Here is a 17,332-nt window from a genome sequence, read left to right on the forward strand (position 1 = left end):
CAAGATCCTGGCCCTGCGCTACTTCGGCGACATGACCCAGACGCAGATCGCCCACGAGGTCGGCATCTCGCAGATGCACGTCTCCCGACTGCTGAACCGCACCCTCGGCGGACTCAGAGAGGAACTCGCCGAGACCATGGAGACCTGAGCGCCTCAGGCGGCGGGCAGCCGCAGGTAGCAGCGGACGGTGGTCCCGCGAGGGCTGGTGTGGACGCGGAGCAGATCGACGATCTGGTTCACGAACACCAGCCCTCTGCCGTGGAACTGGGTCTCGTCGGTCGGCATCCGGCCCGCGAGCGGGTCGGTGATATGGCCGGCGTCGCTGACCTCGCAGACCAAATGCGAGGGCTCGGTCCAGATCCGGAACGCGCCGGTGCCGCCGCCGTGCCGGATGCTGTTGGCGAGCAGCTCGGTGATGACGATTTCGAGGTCGACGAGCTGAAGGCCGGTCATCCCGGCGGCGCGCGCGTACGAGGTGACGAACCACCGTGCGTTGTCCAGTGTGGAGCTGTCGGCGCTGCGCTCGACGGCGTATTTCGGCGCCGGGTCCAGCGGCAGGTTGTAGGCGTCGAGGATGCGGTCGGGGTCGTACCGCTCGCTCGGGTGGCGGCCGGTGCGGTCGATGAGGAGCGGGTGTGTGGCGCAGGCGTCTGCGATGGCCTGCGCGCTCAATCCGTCGGTGTCGTAGGGGCACAGCTTGGTGACCGGGCGGCCGTCGAAGGCGAGGTTGAGCAGGGCCTCGTGCTGCACGCACGCCGGGTACTCGAGTTCGCTGCGGCCGGGCCAGATCGGCTCCCCGATGATGCGGATCCGGCGGCTGCCCTTGTTGGCGTCGACGAAGGAGCGCAGGACGCCCGGGATGATGCGGCCGGGGTTGGCGCCCGCGTCGGCCATGTCGACGAGCATCACCCGGTCGGCGGCGGAGCCGAGGGCGCGGCGCAGGGAGTCGAGGTTGTGCCGCGGGACGGCGGCGGCGACGGGCTCATCGGCGCTGAGACCGTCCTCGATGAACGGCACGGTGCCTTCGAGGTACTCGCTGCGGCCGGCGTAGAACAGGGCCGGGTGCTCGAAGCCGTCCTGGATCGCCGGGGAGCCTTCTGCGGCGATCGCGGTCATTGCCGGCCCTCGATCTCGATCGCGGCTCCCGAATCGGACCAGAGGACCTCCATGACGCGGTGCAGTCCGGGCGGCGCATCGTGCACGACGACGCGCTTCCCGCCGCTCAGTTCGTCCGCGATGTTCACGAGCATGGCGACTCCTCGAACGTCGATGAATCTGAGCCCGGCAAGGTGCACATGGGTCTCGCGCGTGATGCCGATGGACAGCCGCAACGCATGCTCCCATTGGGCGTGGCCGTTCAAATCTATCTCACCGAAGATGGCGATACCGCCCGCATGGCATTCACACTCTTCGATCCGCAACGGCCAGGTGTCGACCGCGGGTTCTGCCGTCACGACACCTCCCAATGGGTTCCTGATACTCCGGACGATGAAGCTGAGGAATGCTATCACCGCCGGTCGGGAACCCATTCGGAGTCGCGGCGCCGCTCACTGGTCGGGAGTGCGGCCGGGCGCTCAGCCTCGGCGGAGCCGGGTCTTGCCGTGCTCAGATTCGAGTCGCTGCTCCGACCGTCGCTCCGCCCGCTTCTGGGCGTGGTGGTCGAGGGCGTAGTCGAGCAGGGCCCTGGCCACCGCCAGCCCGATGGTCCATGCCAGACCCCTGATGATCGGCATCATCATGTCGAATCGCTCCTTCCGCCGTGCTGGCTTCCCTTCAGCGTTCCCGGGGCGACGGAGACGAAACCCGGGGCCGCTCCGCATGCGGGCGGCGGTACCCTCGTTGTCGCGGAAGTGGGGGGTGAGATGCGGGACTGGAACTGGCGGCGCATGCGCGAGCGCCATCGACTGGCGGCCGCCGCGCCGCGGCCGGACGCGCAGTTCGAGAGCCGCTTCGCCCGCGTCGACGGCGTGCGCCTGCACTGGCGGGCGACCCGCGAGGACCCGCCGGGGACACCGGTGCTGCTGGTCCACGGGATGGCCGTCTCGCACCGGTACCTCATGCCGCTGGCGGCGCGGCTGGCCGAGCGGTTCCCGGTGCGGGCGCTGGACATGCCCGGATTCGGGCTCAGCGGCGCACCGGACGCCCCCGCGGACGTGTCGGCCCTGGCGAAGTGGATCGCGGTGTGGCTGAATACGGTCGAGGAAGGGCCGGTCGCCGTCCTCGGAAACTCCTTCGGCGCGCAGGTCGCGACCGCCCTGGCCGAAGAGCACCCGGCGCTCGTGCGGAGCCTGGTGCTGGTGGGGCCGACCATGGACCCCGCCTACCCCACGAAGCTGCGGCAGACCTGGCACTGGCTGCGAGGCCTTCCCTCCGAGGATCCCGGGCAGCTGCCGGTGATCCTGCGCGACCTCGCCGACGCCGGTCTGCGGCGCGCGTGGCGGACCTTCGACATCGCACTCGACGACCAGATCGACCTGCGCCTGCCGAACGTGCGGGCGCCGGTCCTCATCACGCGCGGCGCGAAGGAGGCAGTGGCCTCGCAGCGGTGGATTCGCGAGCTCGACCGGCTGCTGCCGCAGGCCGACACCGCGGTCGTTCCCGGGGCGCCGCACGACGCGACGTACACGACGCCGGACGAGCTGGCCGCGCTCGTGCTGCCGTTCTTCGACCGCACCGCGGCCGGATGAGCAACCGTTCGGATTCTTCCCGCCCGAACAGGCGCTGCCGCAGCGAAACGCAAGCGGTGCCCTCCCTGTCGGGAGGGCACCGCTTCCATCGTGCGGGTCTACATGTATCCGAGGGCGTAGAGGGTGACGCCGACGACGGTCATGAGGAGGGCCGAGCCCGGGTGCATCCAGATGGAGGCGCGGATGTCCTTCTTCCACCAGACGAAGAAGATGCCCGGGAGGAGGAAGATGATCTTCGACGGGACCGTCCAGATCGCCCAGAAGTGGTAGATCGAGAACAGGACCGTGTTGAACAGCGGCGCCCAGCGGCCGAGCTGCGGGAGGCGCGGCAGCAGGAAGCCCCGGAAGTAGTACTCCTCGATGAGCGGCAGGAGGAAACCGGTGAAGCCCCCGAAGATGAGCATGGTGACGACGATGGTCGAGGTCGGGTAGGCGTCGAGGTAGCTGGTGCCGGAGCTGCCGGAGCCCTCGAAGGTCACCCAGGTGAAGAAGGTGTCGTACGTCCAGGTGTCGAGCGGTGCGAGCGAGAGCGACACCACCGTCATGTACAGCAGGAACCCGATGCCGATCAGGGTGATCTTGCCGCGGGAGAACGGCTTGTCGCGGTAGCGGACCACGCCGCCGCGCATCGTGTACTTGCCGGTCTTCTTCTTGCCCAGCCAGAACAGGCCGAACCAGAGCGGGAAGAGCACGACCATGAGGCCGATGGCCCAGGCCCCGAAGATCGGGAGCCCGACGGCCCGGGTGATCGGGGCGCCGATCCAGGCGTAGGCGGCGACGATGAGGGCGCCGGGGACGAGGTGGAGGGCGATGGAGAGCGGGACGGAGTGCTTGTCGGCGAGGAGCTTCGCGACGAAGCCGGTGGGCTGCTGCGCGGTGGCCGCGCTGTGCGTTTCGTTCATGACAGGAATGTTCGGGGGCGGCGCTGACACGGCACTGACACAGCGGTGACACCGCGGGCCGCGCCCTGTCAGCGGGACTGACGGGACGCGGCCCGGACCGGTTCAGCTGGGGTTACTTGCCGTTCCAGGCCCACAGGAACTCGGTGGGCATCTCCATGGTGCTGATCTTGTAGCCGCCCCAGGCGCGGTGCTCGCCGGCTTCGGCCCAGTCGAAGTTGCACCTCACCCAGGTGCCGTAGCCCTTGTTGTTGCGGCACAGGCGCGAGTTGATGCTGCCGTTGTCGTTGCCGATCTCGGCCATGGCGGCGTAGCCGTCGGCCTGGCCGTCGTAGACGTAGACGTAGTCGCCGTCGTACTTGATGCAGACCTGCGTCTTGTGGTAGGCGGCCGGGGCCGTCATGCACTCGCCTTCGACGAGGCCCACTTCCACGCCGGTCTGGCAGGAGGTGTCGGCGCGCGTACACCAGTTGAAGTAGTTGTCCTCGGCCATCGCGGCCGACGGCAGTGCGAGCATCGTGACCGCGACGGCGGCGATCAGGATCGCTGCGCGCCTTGAGGTTCGGCCGAGTCTATTGCAGATCGTTCTCATGAGAGGCGTCCGTTCTATGCGTGCGGATCGGAACATGCAATCATGAAACTCGTTGCCGCACAAGAGGAACGGTGAGACTCAGGTGCCGAAGTAGGCGGCTTTGACGGCCTCGTCGCCCAGGGTGTCGGCGCCGGAGCCGGAGACGGTGATGCGGCCCTGCTGCATGACGAAGGCGGTGTCGGCCTGGGCGAGGACGCCGGCGTTCTGCTCGACCATGAGGACGGTGGTGCCGCGCTGGTTGATGAGCTTGACGGCGGCGAAGACCTGCTCGGTGAGCTTGGGCGACAGGCCGAGCGAGGCCTCGTCGATGAGGAGCAGGCGCGGGGAGGACATCATGCCGCGGCCGATGGCGAGCATCTGCTGCTCGCCGCCGGAGAGGGTCCCGGCGAGCTGGTCGGCGCGCTCTTCGAGGCGCGGGAAGATCGCGTAGACCTCGCGGAGGTTCCCGCGCAGACGGCGGGCGTCCCGGCGGATCGTCCACGCGCCCAGGCGCAGGTTCTGCTTGACGGTGAGCGCCGGGAAGACATGGCGCCCTTCGGGGACGAGGACGATGCCGGCCCGCACCCGCGCGCCCGGGGGCCCCTTGAGGACCTCGCCGTCGTAGCGGATCTCGCCGCCCGTGACGGGGAGGAGCCCGGCGAGGGTCATGAGGGTGGTGGACTTCCCGGCGCCGTTGAGCCCCAGGAGGACCGCGTTGGAGCCCTCCTCGACGGCGAGGTCGACGCCGTGGAGGACCGGGACGGAGCCGTACCCGGCGCGCAGGTTCTCGACCTCAAGCAGTGCCATTGGACTTGCCTTCCGCCATCAGGGGCCATTCGGGGGGCTCGGAGGCGAACTGGACCGTGTCGTCGTCCGCCGCTTCGGGTTCGGCAGGGCTTTCAGCGGTGCCGCCGAGGTAGGCGGCGATCACCTCGGGGTGGCGCTGGATCGCTTCCGGCTCGCCTTCGGTGAGGAGCTCGCCGAAGTTGAGCACGTAGACGTAGTCGCAGACCTCGGCGACGAGCGGCACGTGGTGCTCGATCATGAGGATGGTGAGCCGCAGGCGGTCCCGCAGCTCGCGCAGCGTGGTCGAGAGGCCCAGGGCCTCTTCGGGGCTGAGACCCGAGGCGGGCTCGTCGAGCATGAGGAGCCTCGGGTCGGTCGCGAGGGCCATCGCCATGTCGCAGGTCTTGCGCACGCCGTACGGGAGCTCGCCGGCGCGCTCGTCGGCGACGCCGTCGAGGCCGAAGTACTCGATGATCTCGGCGGCGTCGCGGCGCAGCTCGCGCTCGCGGTGCCAGGTCCCGGCGAGGCCGAGCATCCCCGCGAGCGCGGAGTACCCGGCGCGCTGGTGCTGGGCGAGCATGACGTTCTCGGTGACGGTGAGGGAGTCGATGACGCCGAGGTTCTGCCAGGTGCGGGCCATGCCGCGGCGGGCGCGGCGGTGGGTGGGCAGGTGCGAGACGTCGCGCCCGTCGAAGTACACGCGGCCGCCCTGGGGCTGGTAGATCCCGGTGAGGCAGTTGAAGCACGAGGTCTTGCCCGCGCCGTTGGGGCCGATGAGCCCCACGATCTGGCCTTCGCGCACGGTGAGCGACAGGTCGTTCAGGACTTGCAGGCCGCCGAAGCGCAGGTGGAGTCCGTCCACTTTGAGGAGCTGCTTCACCGGTCGCCTCCCTTCGTGAGCCAGCGCGTGGCGGGTCTGAGGAGCTGGCCGAGGCCGCCGGGGAAGAACCGGAGGACGATCAGGAGCATCACGACGACGATGAACGGCGGCAGCACGTGGTAGACCGCCTCGTTGAGGAACGGCGGCTGCCACGGGAGCCCGGCGAGGAAGTTCGGGAGCGTCAGCGGCAGGAGCGCGAAGAACGCCGACGCGAGGATCACCCCGAGTCGCGAGCGCAGGCCGCCGACGACGGTCATGAGGACCCACACCAGGGCCACCTGGAACTCGAAGTCCATGGCCTGCACGACCTGGTTCCAGTGGGCGAACAGGCCGCCCGCGAGGCCCGCGGCGAGGCCGGAGAGGCTGAACGCGGCGAGCTTGTAGCCGGTGACGTTGATGCCGAGGGTGGAGGCGATGCGCTCGTCGTTGCGGACGGCCGCGAGGGCGCGGCCAGCTTTCGTGGAGACCAGGCGCCAGTCGGCGTAGAGGACGAGCGCGAGGACGCCGAGGCACAGGAGCGCGAACGCGTGGTCGGAGGACACGAGCGCGGGCCGGGGCGCGAACGCGCCTGCGCCGCCGCCGGTGAACTCGCGCCAGTTGAAGATCGTGGTCTCGGCGGTGAGGCCGAACGCGAGGGTGACGAGGGCGAGGTAGAGGCCGGTGACGCGCAGGGCGACCATGCCGACGATCGCGGCGGTGGCCATCCCGGCGAGGGCCCCGGCGGCGAGGCCGAAGCCGAGGGGCGCGCCGAGGCGCGACGCCATGAAGGCCGCGGCGAACGCGCCGATGCCGACGAACGCCTGGTGCCCCAGGGAGATCTGCCCGGCGTGCCCGGTGAGGGTGTTGATGGAGAGGCCGATGATCGCGTAGATCGCGGCGCGGCTGATGCGCTGGGCCCACACGTCGCCGCCGAGGAGCAGCGGGAGCGCGGCGAGGACGAGGAGCGCGAGGACGACGGCGACGCGCAGCGCCAGGCCGAAGCGGCGCGCGACCTTGATGCGGCCGAAGGTCATCGTGGCGGTCGCCATGTCAGGCCTCCTTCCCGAGGAGGCCCTGCGGGCGGATGAGGAGGACGAGCATGAGGAGCGCGAAGACGCCGAGTTCGGCGGCGCCGGGGACCTTGAGCTGCTGTCCGAGGAGGTAGATGCCGAGGTTCTGGACGACGCCGATGGCGATGCCGCCGACGAACGCGCCGGGGAGGCTCGTCATGCCGCCGAGGACCGCGGCGGCGAAGGCGGGCACGAGCATCGTGAGGGTCATGAACCCGGGCGTGAAGATGCCGACGGGCGCGTACAGGAGCCCGGCGATGCCGCCGAGGAGCGCGGCCATGCCCCACACGAGCCGCGAGATCGCGACGGGGCTGATGCCGACCACTTGCGCCGCACGGGTGTCCTGTGAGGACGCGAGGACGGCGAGGCCGAGGTCGGTCTTGAAGAACCAGGCCATGGCGGCCGCGAGCACGGCGAGGACGGCGAGGAGGATGAGCTGCTGCGGCAGGATGCCGGCGCCGAGGATGTTGACGCCGGAGCCTTCCACGAGCGGCGGCATGACGCGCGGGACGGGCTGGCCGAGCAGGACGATGATCGCGATCGTGAAGAGCGCGACGCCGACGAGGGCGACGAGCATGATCGTGCGGGACGCGGATTCCAAGGGCCGCACGATGACCCGTTCGACGGCGAGCCCCATGGCGACCGCGGCGGCGAGGCCGCCGAGGATGCCGGTCCAGTAGGGCAGGCCGAGGTTCACCACGAGGTAGAAGGCCGCGAAGGCGGCGACGCCGCCGAACTCGCCCTGCGCGAAGTTGAAGACCCGCTTGGCCTTGTAGACGAGGACGATGCCCACGGCGAGCAGCCCGTAGACCGCGCCCTGGAAGATCCCCAGTGCGAAGAAGGCGCCCATCTCAGAACCCGTCCACGAACGCGAAGTCGGTCTCGTAATGGCCGCCGCCGTCGCAGACGTTGCGCAGGACGCTCACCTGCGTGGCGCCGAAGGGCCCGTTCTTGTAGTTCAGATCGGGGAACACCCCCGTCGAGAAGCTCGAACCGGCCACGGCGTCGAGGAAGGCGCCTCGGTCGAGGTTCTCCCCGGCTTTCTCCAGCATCTGGTGCAGGACCTTCGACTGGCCCCACATCATCCACGTGACGTCGTCGGCCTCGATCCCGGCCGCGTCGACCGCGGCGAGGAAGTCGGGGTCGTACTCGCCCGCGTCGGCGAACGCCGGGGTCGGGTTGAAGAACCGGGCGCCCTCGGTGGAACTGGCTGCGCTGCAACCGGTCGAGGCGACCTGGTCGAGACCCATGGAGACGCCGACGCCCACGAACTGGGGGCGGCAGCCGGAGGCGGCGGCCATCTCCAGGTAGAACGTGGGGCTGGTGAGGACGAAGACCGCGTCGTAGTTGCCGACGGTGCCGGTGCAGAGGTTCCCTGCCGCGGAGGAGCCGCGCTCGTTCTTGTCGGGGCGGAAGACGTCCACGTCGCCGAACGCGTCGGTGAAGCCCTCGACGGCGTCGTCGAAGTTCGGGGTGTTCGTGACGACCGCGGCGACCCGGGACGGGTCGGTCACGCCCAGCTCGTTCTTGATGTACTCGGCGAGCATCGGGGTCTGCTGGTGGTAGGTCATCGACGCCGCGAAGTAGGTGTCGAGGGAGCCCATGCCGGTCTCGGTGACCCCGGTCGACAGGTACGGCACGTCCTCGCTCGCGGCGTACTGGGCGCACGCCTGGATCTGGTCGGTGCCGCCCGCGCCGATGAGCGCGAACGCCTTCTGCTCCTCGGCCATGGTCTGGCAGACCTGCCGGGCCGTGGAGGGCCGGTACTGGTCGTCGGCGAACACGGTCTCGACGGTGCGGCCGAAGATCTCCACGGGCTGCCCGCCGTTCCCGTACTGCCAGTACAGGTCCTTGCCGGTCTCGAAGGAGTCCTGGCGCAGCGGGGCCGCGCCGGTCAGGGGCGCGTGGATGCCGATGGTGATGGTCGAGTCGGTGACGCCGGTGGTGTCGCCGTTCCCGGCGTTCCCGTTGTCGTTCCCGCCGCCGCCACCGCCGCCTCCCCCGCCGTCGTCGGTCTCGCCGCCGGTGCCGCCGCCCGAGCCGTCGCCGGACGAGTCGGTCCCGTCGGCGCCGGTGCCGTCCTCGCCGCCGAGGCCGGGGTTCTCGCCGCCCGCCTCGACGAAGTCGTCGTGGACGCCGTCGTACTGGCCGCACGCGGGCAGGGCCAGGAGTGCGGCGGCCGCCAGGGCCATGGCGATGCGCTTGCGGCTCATGGGCGCTCACCCCGCCCGGTGAGGCGCTGCCACAGGCCCGCGGGGACGGGCAGGGCCCAGCCGCGGCGGTCGAGGTTGTGGGCGCGGATGCGGTCGATCGCGCCGCTGCCGCCCGCGGCGGCGCCGGAGGCGCCCATGACGGCGTACAGCAGGTACGCGGCGACGAGGCCCGCGGGGATGAGCGTCCACACGTACCAGGGTGCGACGGGCTCGAAGGGCTCGTACGCGGCCGGGGCCATCTCCTCCGCGGAGGTGGCCTCCTCGGTCGGGGACTCCTCGGCGCCCTCGCCGCCGCCTCCCCCGGAGCCGCCTCCGCCGCCGGAGGACCCGCCGCCGGTCGTGCCTGAACCGTCGGTGCCCGGGCCGGCCGCGCCGTCGTCCTCGGGCGTGCCGGGGATGTAGGAGAAGGCCGCGCCGAGGCGGTAGGCCGTGGCCTCGTACTCGTCGATCGGGGTCTCGGTGTCGTCGCGCAGCGGGAGCTTGAGGTTGACCTGCCACGTGTCGACCGGGGTGGCGTCGTCCATGACGGGCATGAACATGACGCCGTAGTTCGCGAACGGGTCCTGGCCCCAGTCCTTCGCCATGGCGGTGAGGTCGAACGTCCAGGTGGGGAGCGGGACCTCGACGACCTCGGGGCTCTCGCCGCCGTTCTCGGCGGCCTCCTGGGCGGCGGCGAGGAGGTCCTCGGCCTCGGCGACCGCGTCGGGGTCGGGCTCCTCGCGCACGCCTTCGACGCAGCCGTCGCCGACGGGCGGCTGCACGTCCCACATCTCGGCCTCGCCGGCGGACCAGGCCTCGGTGATGGGGCAGGCCTGGATGAGCTTCGAGAGGGGGTTGAAGGTGGGAGCGTCGCCCGCGTCGTTGCCTTCGGCGACGGTGAGGGTGAACGAGGTGACCTCGGAGCCTTCGGGGACGCCGCGCTCGGCGAGGTTGAATGAGAGGGCCGAGACCTTGGTGTTCTCGCCGAGTTCGACGGCCACCGGCATCGTGGTGGCGGCCTGGGGGTTCGGGAGTTCGACCTGCTGGGCGAGCGGGCCGAGTTCGAGGGTCTGGTCGATCTGGCGGGTCCAGTACCAGGAGGCGGCGTCGGCTCCGTAATCGAACTGGAGGTCCTCGCCTCCGGCGTCCTCCTGCGCGGCGGCCGGGGCGGGCCAGGCGAGGAGGGCGGCCGCGAGCAGGGCCGCGCCGGTCTTACCTGCGGTGGGACCAGATCGGGTGGGGATCATGGGGGGCACTCCCAGGGACGTTGCGTCGTTGCATCGAAGAGGTTAGATACACACCATAGGCGAAAGTGACGACCGTCTCTACCCGCGAGTAGCAAAAAATTCAGGCCAGACCCTGACCAAGCCCGTCCAATCATCTGAAAAGGACAAGGGGCCCAACGCTTTCGCGTTGGGCCCCAAGTGAATCTGGTGCGGAGGTGCTGCTAGTTGCGGTCCTCGGCGTCGCGGTCCTCGGACTCGTCCGAGTCGCCCTCGTCGTCACCGGCGGCCTCGGCCTCGGCGGCGGCGCGGCCCGGGAACAGGTCCTCCTCGCTGAGCTCGGTGCCGGACGCGTCGACGACCGACGCCTCCTTCACGACCTCTTCGAGGGCCAGCTGCTGGCGCAGCGAGGCGGCGATCTGCTGGAGGCCGCCGTTGGTGCGCAGCTCGTCGACGAAGCGCTGGAACTGGTCCTGCGGGACGCCGCGCTGCTGGGCCTGGCGCACGACCTCGGCGGTCATGAGCTCGCCCGAGACCTCCAGCTCGCGCTCGCGCGCGATCTGACCCAGGACGATCGACTGGCGCAGGTTCGACTCGACGTCGTCGCGCAGCTCCTGGTCGAACTCCTCGGCGGACTTGCCGACCATCTGGAGGTACTCCTCGAAGCCGCCCGCGACCTGCTGGACCTGCTCAAGCAGGTGCCCGCGGGTGTGCTCGACCTCGTCGGTGACCGTCTTCTCCGGCAGCGGCAGCTCGACGGCCTCGATGAGGGCCTCAAGGGTCTTCGTGCGGGCCTCGTTGGCCTTCGCGGTCCTGCCCTGGTTCTCCAGGCGCTCGCGGGTCGCGGTGCGAAGCTCCTCAAGCGTGTCGTACGGGCTGGCCATCTCGGCGAAGTCGTCGTCGAGGTCGGGGAGCTCGCGCTCCTTGACCTGGGTGACCTTGACCTCGACCTGGGCGTTCTCGCCCTCCTGCTCGCCGGCGAGGGTCGACTCGATGGTCTTCTCATCGCCCGCGGACATGCCCACCAGGGCCTCGTCGAGGCCGTCGAGCAGGTTGCCCGAGCCGACCTCGTGGCTCATGCCGGTGACGGAGCCGCCCTCGACCTCTTCACCGTTCTGGGTGGCGCGCAGGTCGATCTGCACGAAGTCGCCGTCCGCGGCGGGGCGCTCGACGGCCTTGAGCGAGGAGAAGCGCAGGCGCTGGGACTCCAGGTCCTTGTCCACGTCCTCCTCGGTCACGTCGCCGGCCTCGACGGTCACCTTCAGGGAGGCGAAGTCGGGGAGCTCGAACTTGGGGGTGACGTCGGTCTCGACGGTGAACTCGAAGGGCTTGCCCTCCTCGATGGGCTTCACCTCGGTCAGCTCCGGGCGGCCCAGCGCGTTCACCTCGTTCTCGGTGACGGCCTTGTTCAGGTTCGCCTGCACGGCCGGGTCCATCGCCTGGGCGTAGACCGAGTCGCGGCCGATACGCTGGTCGATCACCTGGCGGGGCGCCTTGCCCGGACGGAAGCCGGGGACCCGGATCTGCTGCCCGACGCTCTTGTACGCCTCGTTGATGTACGGCGCCAGCTCCTCGAACGGCACCTCGACCGACAGCCGCACCCTGGTCGGGCTCAGGGTCTCGACAGTGCTCTTCACAGACGTACTCCTCGATCAGATTTCGCTCAATTGCTTTCGCGTCGGCCGGGATGCCTGATCCGGGCCTGTGGGCCGCCGCCAGCGCTGCACGAACCCCCGCTCCGATCGAGTCTAGGTCGTCGGGGGGTCGCGGCCCCGCCGGGTGTGGTCGATATCGCCGCGCGTCACTGTTGAGCTGCGGCGCGGCCGCCCCGGGCGCAGGAGGCCGAGATCGCCTAGACTACGGCCTGCAATCGTTCTCCCGAGGAGTGCAGCATGGATACCCCTACGTTCCTGGTCTTCACGAAGACGACCGGATTCCGGCACGACTCCATCCCCGCGGGCGTCGACGCGCTGCGCGCGATCGCGGCCGAGCTGGGCGGGAAGGTCGAGCACACCGAGGACGCGGCCGTCCACGACCCGGTCGAGCTGGCGAAGTTCGCGGCCGTCGTGTGGCTGTCGGCCTCAGGGGACGTCCTCGGGGAGCTGGAGCGGGCCGCGCTCGCCGACTACGTGACCGGCGGCGGGGGCTGGATGGGGGTCCACGGCGCCTCGACCGCGGAGCGGTCCTGGCCGTTCTACAAGGAGCTGGTGGGCGCCCGGTTCATCGGGCACCCGCCCGGGTGCACCCCCGGAGAGATCGACGTGGTCGCCGCGGACCATCCGTCGACGGCGCACCTGCCGAAGCGGTGGGCGTGGACCGACGAGTGGTACAGCTTCGACGCGCGGCCCGAGCACGTCGAAGTGCTCCTGGAGGCCGACGAGTCGACGTACGAGGCGGGCGACCTCGCGATGGGGGCGCCGCACCCGCTCGCGTGGCACCGCCGCCTCGAAGCGGGCCGGTGCTTCTACACGGCGCTGGGCCACGACGTCTCCGCGTACGAGGACCCGGCGTTCCTGGGTCACCTGACCGGGGGGCTGCGGAGCGTCGTTCACGGCGAGTGATCCGAGCCACGCGAGGGGATGCGCTACACTTGTGGCCGTTCCGCTTCGCGCGGACGCGCGGGTGTAGCTCAATGGTAGAGTCTCAGTCTTCCAAACTGATTGCGCGGGTTCGATTCCCGTCACCCGCTCAGAGATGCGAGTACGACCCGGGCGCCGATCAGCGCCCGGGTCGTTCGCTGTCTCGCTCAGCCGTTCAAGAAGGCCGCGTTCAATTCGCGCTGGATCGCCTCGTCCGCCCACATCGGATGCTGCGGGGCGGCGTTGGAGCACACGATCGTGCCCCATGCGCCGACGCGGGCCGAGTGCGCGACGGCGTCGCGGCAGATCTGGGCGCCGACCGGGCCCTCCTCGAAGCGGCCGTCGCGGGGCGTGTAGCCGACCCAGCCCTCCCCGAAGTAGCAGGGAATGCCGAGGCGCTTCGCGTGGTCGGCGGCGGCGTCGATCCAGTCGCGGAGGCGGTTCGCCATGGCGATGCGGTGCGCGCCGTAGCCCTCGTAGAGGTACCGGTCGAACTTCTCGGGGTCGCACCAGTCGTGGACGTAGATCTCGGCGGGCTGCATGATCGAGGCCTTGAGTTTCCAGGCGCTCGACTCGGGCAGGGCCCATTCGGCGATCGGCGGGGCGCCGGCGCGCAGGAGCCGCTCGTTCGCCGCGTCCTGCGGGAACCCGGCGGGGGCGCGGCGGAGGCCGAACTCGTCGATGAGGTCGTCGAGGACGCCGTAGACGTAGGGGTGGAACCCGAGCGCGGTCGCGTTGCGGGGCAGGCCGCGCAGGGAGCCGATCGGCACGCCGCCGTAGTTCGGGGCGCAGGGGACGTCGGGGTGCCGGGCGAGGAAGGCCTCGATGCCGCGTTCGAGGCGGTCCTGGAGCTCCACGACCGCGTCCTCGGCGCCCCGGAGACCGGCGGTGAGGTGCCCGATCTGGACCTCGTTGTGCGGCTCGACGCAGGCGATGACGTGGGCGAGGCCGTGCTCACCGAGGAAATCGACCAGGTCGGCCTGGGCCTCCGCGAGGACGGTGAGCCGGTCCTCGGGGTCGACGGCGTGCAGGGCCTCGTACCAGGCCGGGTCGTCGGCGAAGGCCGGGCTCTGCTGGTACTCCCACGAGGAGGCGATGACCTTGACGCCGTGCCGGTCGGCGGCCCGGAAGAAGTCGAGCAGGTGCGCCTTCGCGTCGATCACGGTCGGTTCGCGCACGTCGTACCAGCGGACCCGCGAGCCGTAGTCGCCGCCGAGCGGTTCGAGCCGCAAGGAGCGCGTGTCGACGCCGGACCTGAACAGCAGGAACGGCATCGCGCAGATCCGGACGGCGTTGTACCCGAGGTCGACGGCGCGGGCGAAGGCGGCGTCGAGGTCCTCGAAGGGCTCGCCGGGGCCGGTGCGCACGTACCAGGAGAAGTCCCAGAGCGTCATGGCGAGGCGTTCGGTTGAACGGGACGAAATCGGCATGGGGTGAACCGTACGGGGGCCGTGACGTCGGCGTCCATGGCCGTTCCGGCGGACCGCATGGACGAATCGACGGCGGGCGGTCCCCGGAGGCGCGGCCTCCGGGGACCTTGAGTGCTAGACGCCGCCGAGCCAGGACTGCGGGCCCGCGTACGTGTCGAGCAGCGTCGGCAGGGAGCCGGCGCTGTCGAGGGTGTACGAGTAGTAGTCGGACGGGTTGAACGCCGAGCCGCTGGTGATGCGGTCGCCGGTGCAGTCGACGCAGATGCTGCCGGACTGGCGCAGCTGCGCGGTCGAGTCCGGGTAGTACGGGTCGTTCACGTTGTCGAAGTACGAGTTCTCCAGGACCATCTTCGTGGAGCCGCGGGAGTAGTTCCCGTAGCCGCTGATGTCCTGGAGGTAGTTGTTGTAGAGGTGCGCCAGCGCGACGTTGTCGGTGCTGGGGTTGCGCTGGCTCGTGCCGTGGATCCAGTTGTGGTGGATGGTGATCCGCGCGGTGACGTTCTCGGTCCAGCCGATGCCGAAGGACTTGTTGCCGGGGCCGAGCTCGTTCCAGGAGACCGTGAGGTTGGTGGTGTCCTTGCGGGAGTCGATGAGGCCGTCGTTCATGTTGTAGATGCGGTTGTGGTCGATCCAGACGTTGGAGGCGGTGTCCATCTGGATGCCGTCGTAGTCGTAGGCGTCGTCGCCGGGGTCGTCGTCGGCCATGAGGGTGTCGCGGATGGTGAGGTTGCGGATGATGACGTTGTTCGTGCCGGTGCCGAGGAAGAACCCGCCGCCGACGATCTGGCCGGAGGTGCCGACGCCGATGACGGTCTTGTTGGAGCCGACCCGGATCTCCTTGCCCTTGGGGCTGATGGTGATCGCCGCGGCGACGCGGATGGTGTAGGCGCCGGAGGCGGCGGCGTAGCGTTCGAGGTCGGCCTGGGTGGTGACGGTGACGGTGGTGCCGCCCTGGCCGCCGGTCACCCCTTGCCCGAAGCCTTCGAGCCGGTCGACGTTGGCGGGCCTGGTGCCGACGGGGATGAGTGTGAACTGCTGGTTGGTGGCACCGGTGGCCGTGTACTGGGAGATCCTGCCGCCGTTGGCGGTCGACCACTCCCACACATCGAGGGCCTTGCCCGAAGCGCGGTTCACGAACGTCGCGTACCCGCCGGACTCGGTGATCCGCCACTGCTGGTTCGCGCTTCCGGCATCGCCCCACTGCTGAACTTTGGCGCCATCCGCAGTCGAGCCCGAGGCGACATCGAGGACCTTGCCCGAATGGCGGACCTCGATCTTGTAATACCCGCCGCCCACATCGGTGAAGCGGAACTGCTGGTCCTGCGAACCGTTCGCAGACCACTGCACGAGCTCGGCACCGCTGTCCAGCGAGGCCGCACGGATGCCGAGCACCAGACCCGAGCTGCGGGACTGGAGGTTGTACCAGGTGCCGGTCTCGAAGGCTTCGGCCCTGGAGGTCTGCCAGAAGCTGAGGGACGCGGCCGCGAGGGCGGCGGCGAGGAGTGCCACCAGTGCGAGCGCGGAGCGGCGCGAGCGCACGGAGATTGAGGCCATGGTTGACGGTTCTCCTTGTCGGAGTCGGGATCACGGCCCGCGACATGCCGGGAATCGAAGGTCGTGAGTATTTACTTTCATCAATTTACATAACTGACGGGCGGACGCGCAAGGCGGCAGCCCGGCGGAGGCCGTCACCGGGGCGACGCTCGCGCGCGCTATACGGTTGAGGGAACGCCCGCTTCTCCTCCGAAGGACGCCCATGGACGAGCCCTCTCTCGCCGACCTGCCCGGATCGACGCGCGCCGCGGTGGTCGCCTTGTCGGGGCTGTGCGGGGCGGGGCTGCTGTGCGCGTGCGTGCTCGGGTTCGCCTTGGTGGCGCTCGCGCAGCTGCGGGCGGGCGGGACGGCGGTGCCCGCGGGGGCGGGGCCGTCGCTGTACCGGTTCGCGGCGGGCACGGCGGCGTTCGCGGTGTGCCGGGGCGCGCTCGCGGCGATGATCGTGCGGCGCAGCAACACTGCGCGGAAGCTCGCGGGACTCCTCGAAGCGGCGGCCATCGCGCTGGGCCTGCTGTCGTGGTACGGCGGGCCCGGGTTCGAGGGCCCGCGGGTCGCGGGACTCACCGTGGCGGCGGACGCCGCGTCGTGGTTCGGGGCGACGGCGGGCCTCGGCGTCTCGCTCGCGGTGATCCTGCTCTTGTGGACGCGCGCGTCAGAAGCCTGGTGCGCCCCTCAGGGAATGATCGAGTCGACGTAGCCGCCGTCGACGCGGACGGCCGCGCCGGTCGTCGCCGAGGCGAGCGGCGAGGCGAGGTAGGCGGTGAGGTTCGCGATCTCCTCGGGCTCGATGAGCCGGTGCAGGAGCGACTGGGGCCGGTGCAGGCGCATGAACTCGCGCTGCGCCTCGTCCCACGGCAGGTCCTTGTCGACGAGCTGGTACACGAAGTCCTCGACGCCGCCGGTGTGGGTGGGCCCGGCGATCACGGCGTTGACGGTGACGCCGGTTCCGGCGGCGGTCTTCGCGAAGCCGCGGGAGACGGCCAGGAGCGCGGTCTTGCTGGTGCCGTAATGGATCATCTCCTCGGGAATGACGATCGCGGAGTCCGAGGCGATGTTGAGGACCCGGCCCCAGCCGCGGTCGGTCATGCCCGGCAGGTAGGTGCGGATGAGGCGCACCGCGGAGAGCACGTTCACTTCCCAGTAGCGGCGCCAGTCGTCGTCGGTGATGTCGAGGGCGGGCTGGGCGCCGAAGATCCCGAGGTTGTTGACGAGGACGTCGACGGCGGGGAGCGATTCGGCGAGGCTCGCGGCGCCGTCCTCGGTGGCGAGGTCGCCGGGGGCCGCGAAGTAGTCGCCGCCGGTCTCGTCGGCGAGGCGTTCGACGGCTTCGGAGACGGTGGCGGGGTTGCGGCCGTTGACGCCGACGCGGGCGCCCGCGCGGGCGAGCTGCCTGGCGATGGCCTCCCCGATGCCCTGCGTGGAGCCGGTGACGAGTGCGGTCCTGCCGTCGAGGTCGATCGCGATCATGGCGCCGACTCTACC

19 protein-coding genes and 1 tRNA gene are annotated in these 17,332 nt (G+C 70.3%); 5 read left to right on the plus strand and 15 right to left on the minus strand.

Annotated elements, in window-relative coordinates:
• Positions 1 to 148: sigma factor-like helix-turn-helix DNA-binding protein (locus B0I28_RS26495; protein WP_342761243.1), on the plus strand; the 148-nt coding region annotated here is incomplete at its 5' end.
• A gap of 5 nt (positions 149 to 153) precedes the next feature.
• Here B0I28_RS26495 and B0I28_RS26500 read toward each other — a convergent pair.
• The 3 genes from B0I28_RS26500 to B0I28_RS27555 form a co-directional block, all read right to left on the minus strand.
• Positions 154 to 1,116 (minus strand): anti-sigma factor RsbA family regulatory protein, encoded by a 963-nt coding sequence (locus B0I28_RS26500; protein ID WP_106366885.1) that lies wholly within the window; start codon positions 1,114 to 1,116, stop codon positions 154 to 156.
• The gene (locus B0I28_RS27550; protein ID WP_181245989.1) at positions 1,113 to 1,454 is read right to left on the minus strand and encodes an STAS domain-containing protein; all 342 of its coding nucleotides are present in this window, start codon (positions 1,452 to 1,454) and stop codon (positions 1,113 to 1,115) included. The genes B0I28_RS26500 and B0I28_RS27550 overlap by 4 nt, the downstream gene beginning before the upstream one ends.
• Before the next feature lie 120 nt (positions 1,455 to 1,574).
• Positions 1,575 to 1,739 (minus strand): hypothetical protein, encoded by a 165-nt coding sequence (locus B0I28_RS27555; protein ID WP_181245990.1) that lies wholly within the window; start codon positions 1,737 to 1,739, stop codon positions 1,575 to 1,577.
• Positions 1,740 to 1,862: 123 nt separating this feature from the next.
• On the opposite strand from B0I28_RS27555, the gene B0I28_RS27560 reads away from it, so the two are divergent.
• Positions 1,863 to 2,687 (plus strand): alpha/beta fold hydrolase, encoded by an 825-nt coding sequence (locus B0I28_RS27560; protein ID WP_181245991.1) that lies wholly within the window; start codon positions 1,863 to 1,865, stop codon positions 2,685 to 2,687.
• Between the two features lie 98 nt (positions 2,688 to 2,785).
• Here the strand turns inward: B0I28_RS27560 and B0I28_RS26510 are convergent, their stop codons facing one another.
• The 9 genes from B0I28_RS26510 to tig all read right to left on the minus strand — a co-directional run bounded on the left by B0I28_RS26510 (position 2,786) and on the right by tig (position 11,924).
• A complete protein-coding gene (locus tag B0I28_RS26510) occupies positions 2,786 to 3,589 on the minus strand; it encodes a CPBP family glutamic-type intramembrane protease (protein WP_106366887.1) in 804 nt (267 codons plus the stop codon).
• Positions 3,590 to 3,701: 112 nt separating this feature from the next.
• Complete coding sequence (locus tag B0I28_RS26515; RefSeq protein WP_146148263.1) at positions 3,702 to 4,178, minus strand: hypothetical protein; 477 nt, start codon at positions 4,176 to 4,178, stop codon at positions 3,702 to 3,704.
• Positions 4,179 to 4,256: 78 nt separating this feature from the next.
• Positions 4,257 to 4,964, minus strand: a complete 708-nt coding sequence (locus B0I28_RS26520; protein WP_106366889.1) for an ABC transporter ATP-binding protein — start codon at positions 4,962 to 4,964, stop codon at positions 4,257 to 4,259.
• Positions 4,951 to 5,823: an ABC transporter ATP-binding protein gene (locus B0I28_RS26525; protein ID WP_181245992.1), complete on the minus strand. Its 873-nt coding sequence runs from the start codon at positions 5,821 to 5,823 to the stop codon at positions 4,951 to 4,953. The genes B0I28_RS26520 and B0I28_RS26525 overlap by 14 nt, the downstream gene beginning before the upstream one ends.
• The gene (locus tag B0I28_RS26530; RefSeq protein WP_106366891.1) at positions 5,820 to 6,851 is read right to left on the minus strand and encodes a branched-chain amino acid ABC transporter permease; all 1,032 of its coding nucleotides are present in this window, start codon (positions 6,849 to 6,851) and stop codon (positions 5,820 to 5,822) included. Before B0I28_RS26530 ends, B0I28_RS26525 begins: the two co-directional genes overlap by 4 nt.
• 1 nt (position 6,852) lies before the next feature.
• Complete coding sequence (locus B0I28_RS26535; protein ID WP_106366892.1) at positions 6,853 to 7,722, minus strand: branched-chain amino acid ABC transporter permease; 870 nt, start codon at positions 7,720 to 7,722, stop codon at positions 6,853 to 6,855.
• A 1-nt stretch (position 7,723) separates the two neighbouring features.
• Complete coding sequence (locus tag B0I28_RS26540; RefSeq protein ID WP_106366893.1) at positions 7,724 to 9,085, minus strand: ABC transporter substrate-binding protein; 1,362 nt, start codon at positions 9,083 to 9,085, stop codon at positions 7,724 to 7,726.
• Positions 9,082 to 10,311 (minus strand): hypothetical protein, encoded by a 1,230-nt coding sequence (locus B0I28_RS26545; protein ID WP_106366894.1) that lies wholly within the window; start codon positions 10,309 to 10,311, stop codon positions 9,082 to 9,084. Before B0I28_RS26545 ends, B0I28_RS26540 begins: the two co-directional genes overlap by 4 nt.
• A gap of 200 nt (positions 10,312 to 10,511) precedes the next feature.
• The gene (gene tig / locus B0I28_RS26550) at positions 10,512 to 11,924 is read right to left on the minus strand and encodes a trigger factor (protein ID WP_106366895.1); all 1,413 of its coding nucleotides are present in this window, start codon (positions 11,922 to 11,924) and stop codon (positions 10,512 to 10,514) included.
• A gap of 255 nt (positions 11,925 to 12,179) precedes the next feature.
• Here tig and B0I28_RS26555 point away from each other — a divergent pair, with 255 nt between their 5' ends.
• Together B0I28_RS26555 and B0I28_RS26560 are read left to right on the plus strand one after the other, a co-directional pair.
• On the plus strand, positions 12,180 to 12,848 hold the full coding sequence (locus B0I28_RS26555; RefSeq protein ID WP_106366896.1) for a ThuA domain-containing protein: 669 nt from the start codon (positions 12,180 to 12,182) through the stop codon (positions 12,846 to 12,848).
• 57 nt (positions 12,849 to 12,905) lie between these two features.
• Positions 12,906 to 12,976: transfer RNA gene (locus tag B0I28_RS26560), tRNA-Gly, on the plus strand.
• Between the two features lie 57 nt (positions 12,977 to 13,033).
• Here the strand turns inward: B0I28_RS26560 and B0I28_RS26565 are convergent.
• Together B0I28_RS26565 and B0I28_RS26570 are read right to left on the minus strand one after the other, a co-directional pair.
• Positions 13,034 to 14,296 (minus strand): cellulase-like family protein, encoded by a 1,263-nt coding sequence (locus tag B0I28_RS26565; protein WP_106366897.1) that lies wholly within the window; start codon positions 14,294 to 14,296, stop codon positions 13,034 to 13,036.
• A gap of 114 nt (positions 14,297 to 14,410) precedes the next feature.
• Positions 14,411 to 15,850, minus strand: a complete 1,440-nt coding sequence (locus B0I28_RS26570; RefSeq protein ID WP_106366898.1) for an RICIN domain-containing protein — start codon at positions 15,848 to 15,850, stop codon at positions 14,411 to 14,413.
• A gap of 202 nt (positions 15,851 to 16,052) precedes the next feature.
• Here B0I28_RS26570 and B0I28_RS26575 point away from each other — a divergent pair, with 202 nt between their 5' ends.
• Positions 16,053 to 16,547, plus strand: a complete 495-nt coding sequence (locus tag B0I28_RS26575) for a hypothetical protein (RefSeq protein WP_106366899.1) — start codon at positions 16,053 to 16,055, stop codon at positions 16,545 to 16,547.
• Here the strand turns inward: B0I28_RS26575 and B0I28_RS26580 are convergent.
• Positions 16,523 to 17,314, minus strand: coding sequence for an SDR family oxidoreductase (locus B0I28_RS26580; RefSeq protein WP_106366907.1), 792 nt, complete (start codon positions 17,312 to 17,314; stop codon positions 16,523 to 16,525). The two genes, B0I28_RS26575 and B0I28_RS26580, sit on opposite strands and share 25 nt — an antisense overlap.
• Positions 17,315 to 17,332 lie beyond the last annotated feature (18 nt).

The organism is Glycomyces artemisiae, assembly GCF_003002955.1.
In the GTDB taxonomy this organism is placed as follows: domain Bacteria; phylum Actinomycetota; class Actinomycetes; order Mycobacteriales; family Micromonosporaceae; genus Glycomyces; species Glycomyces artemisiae.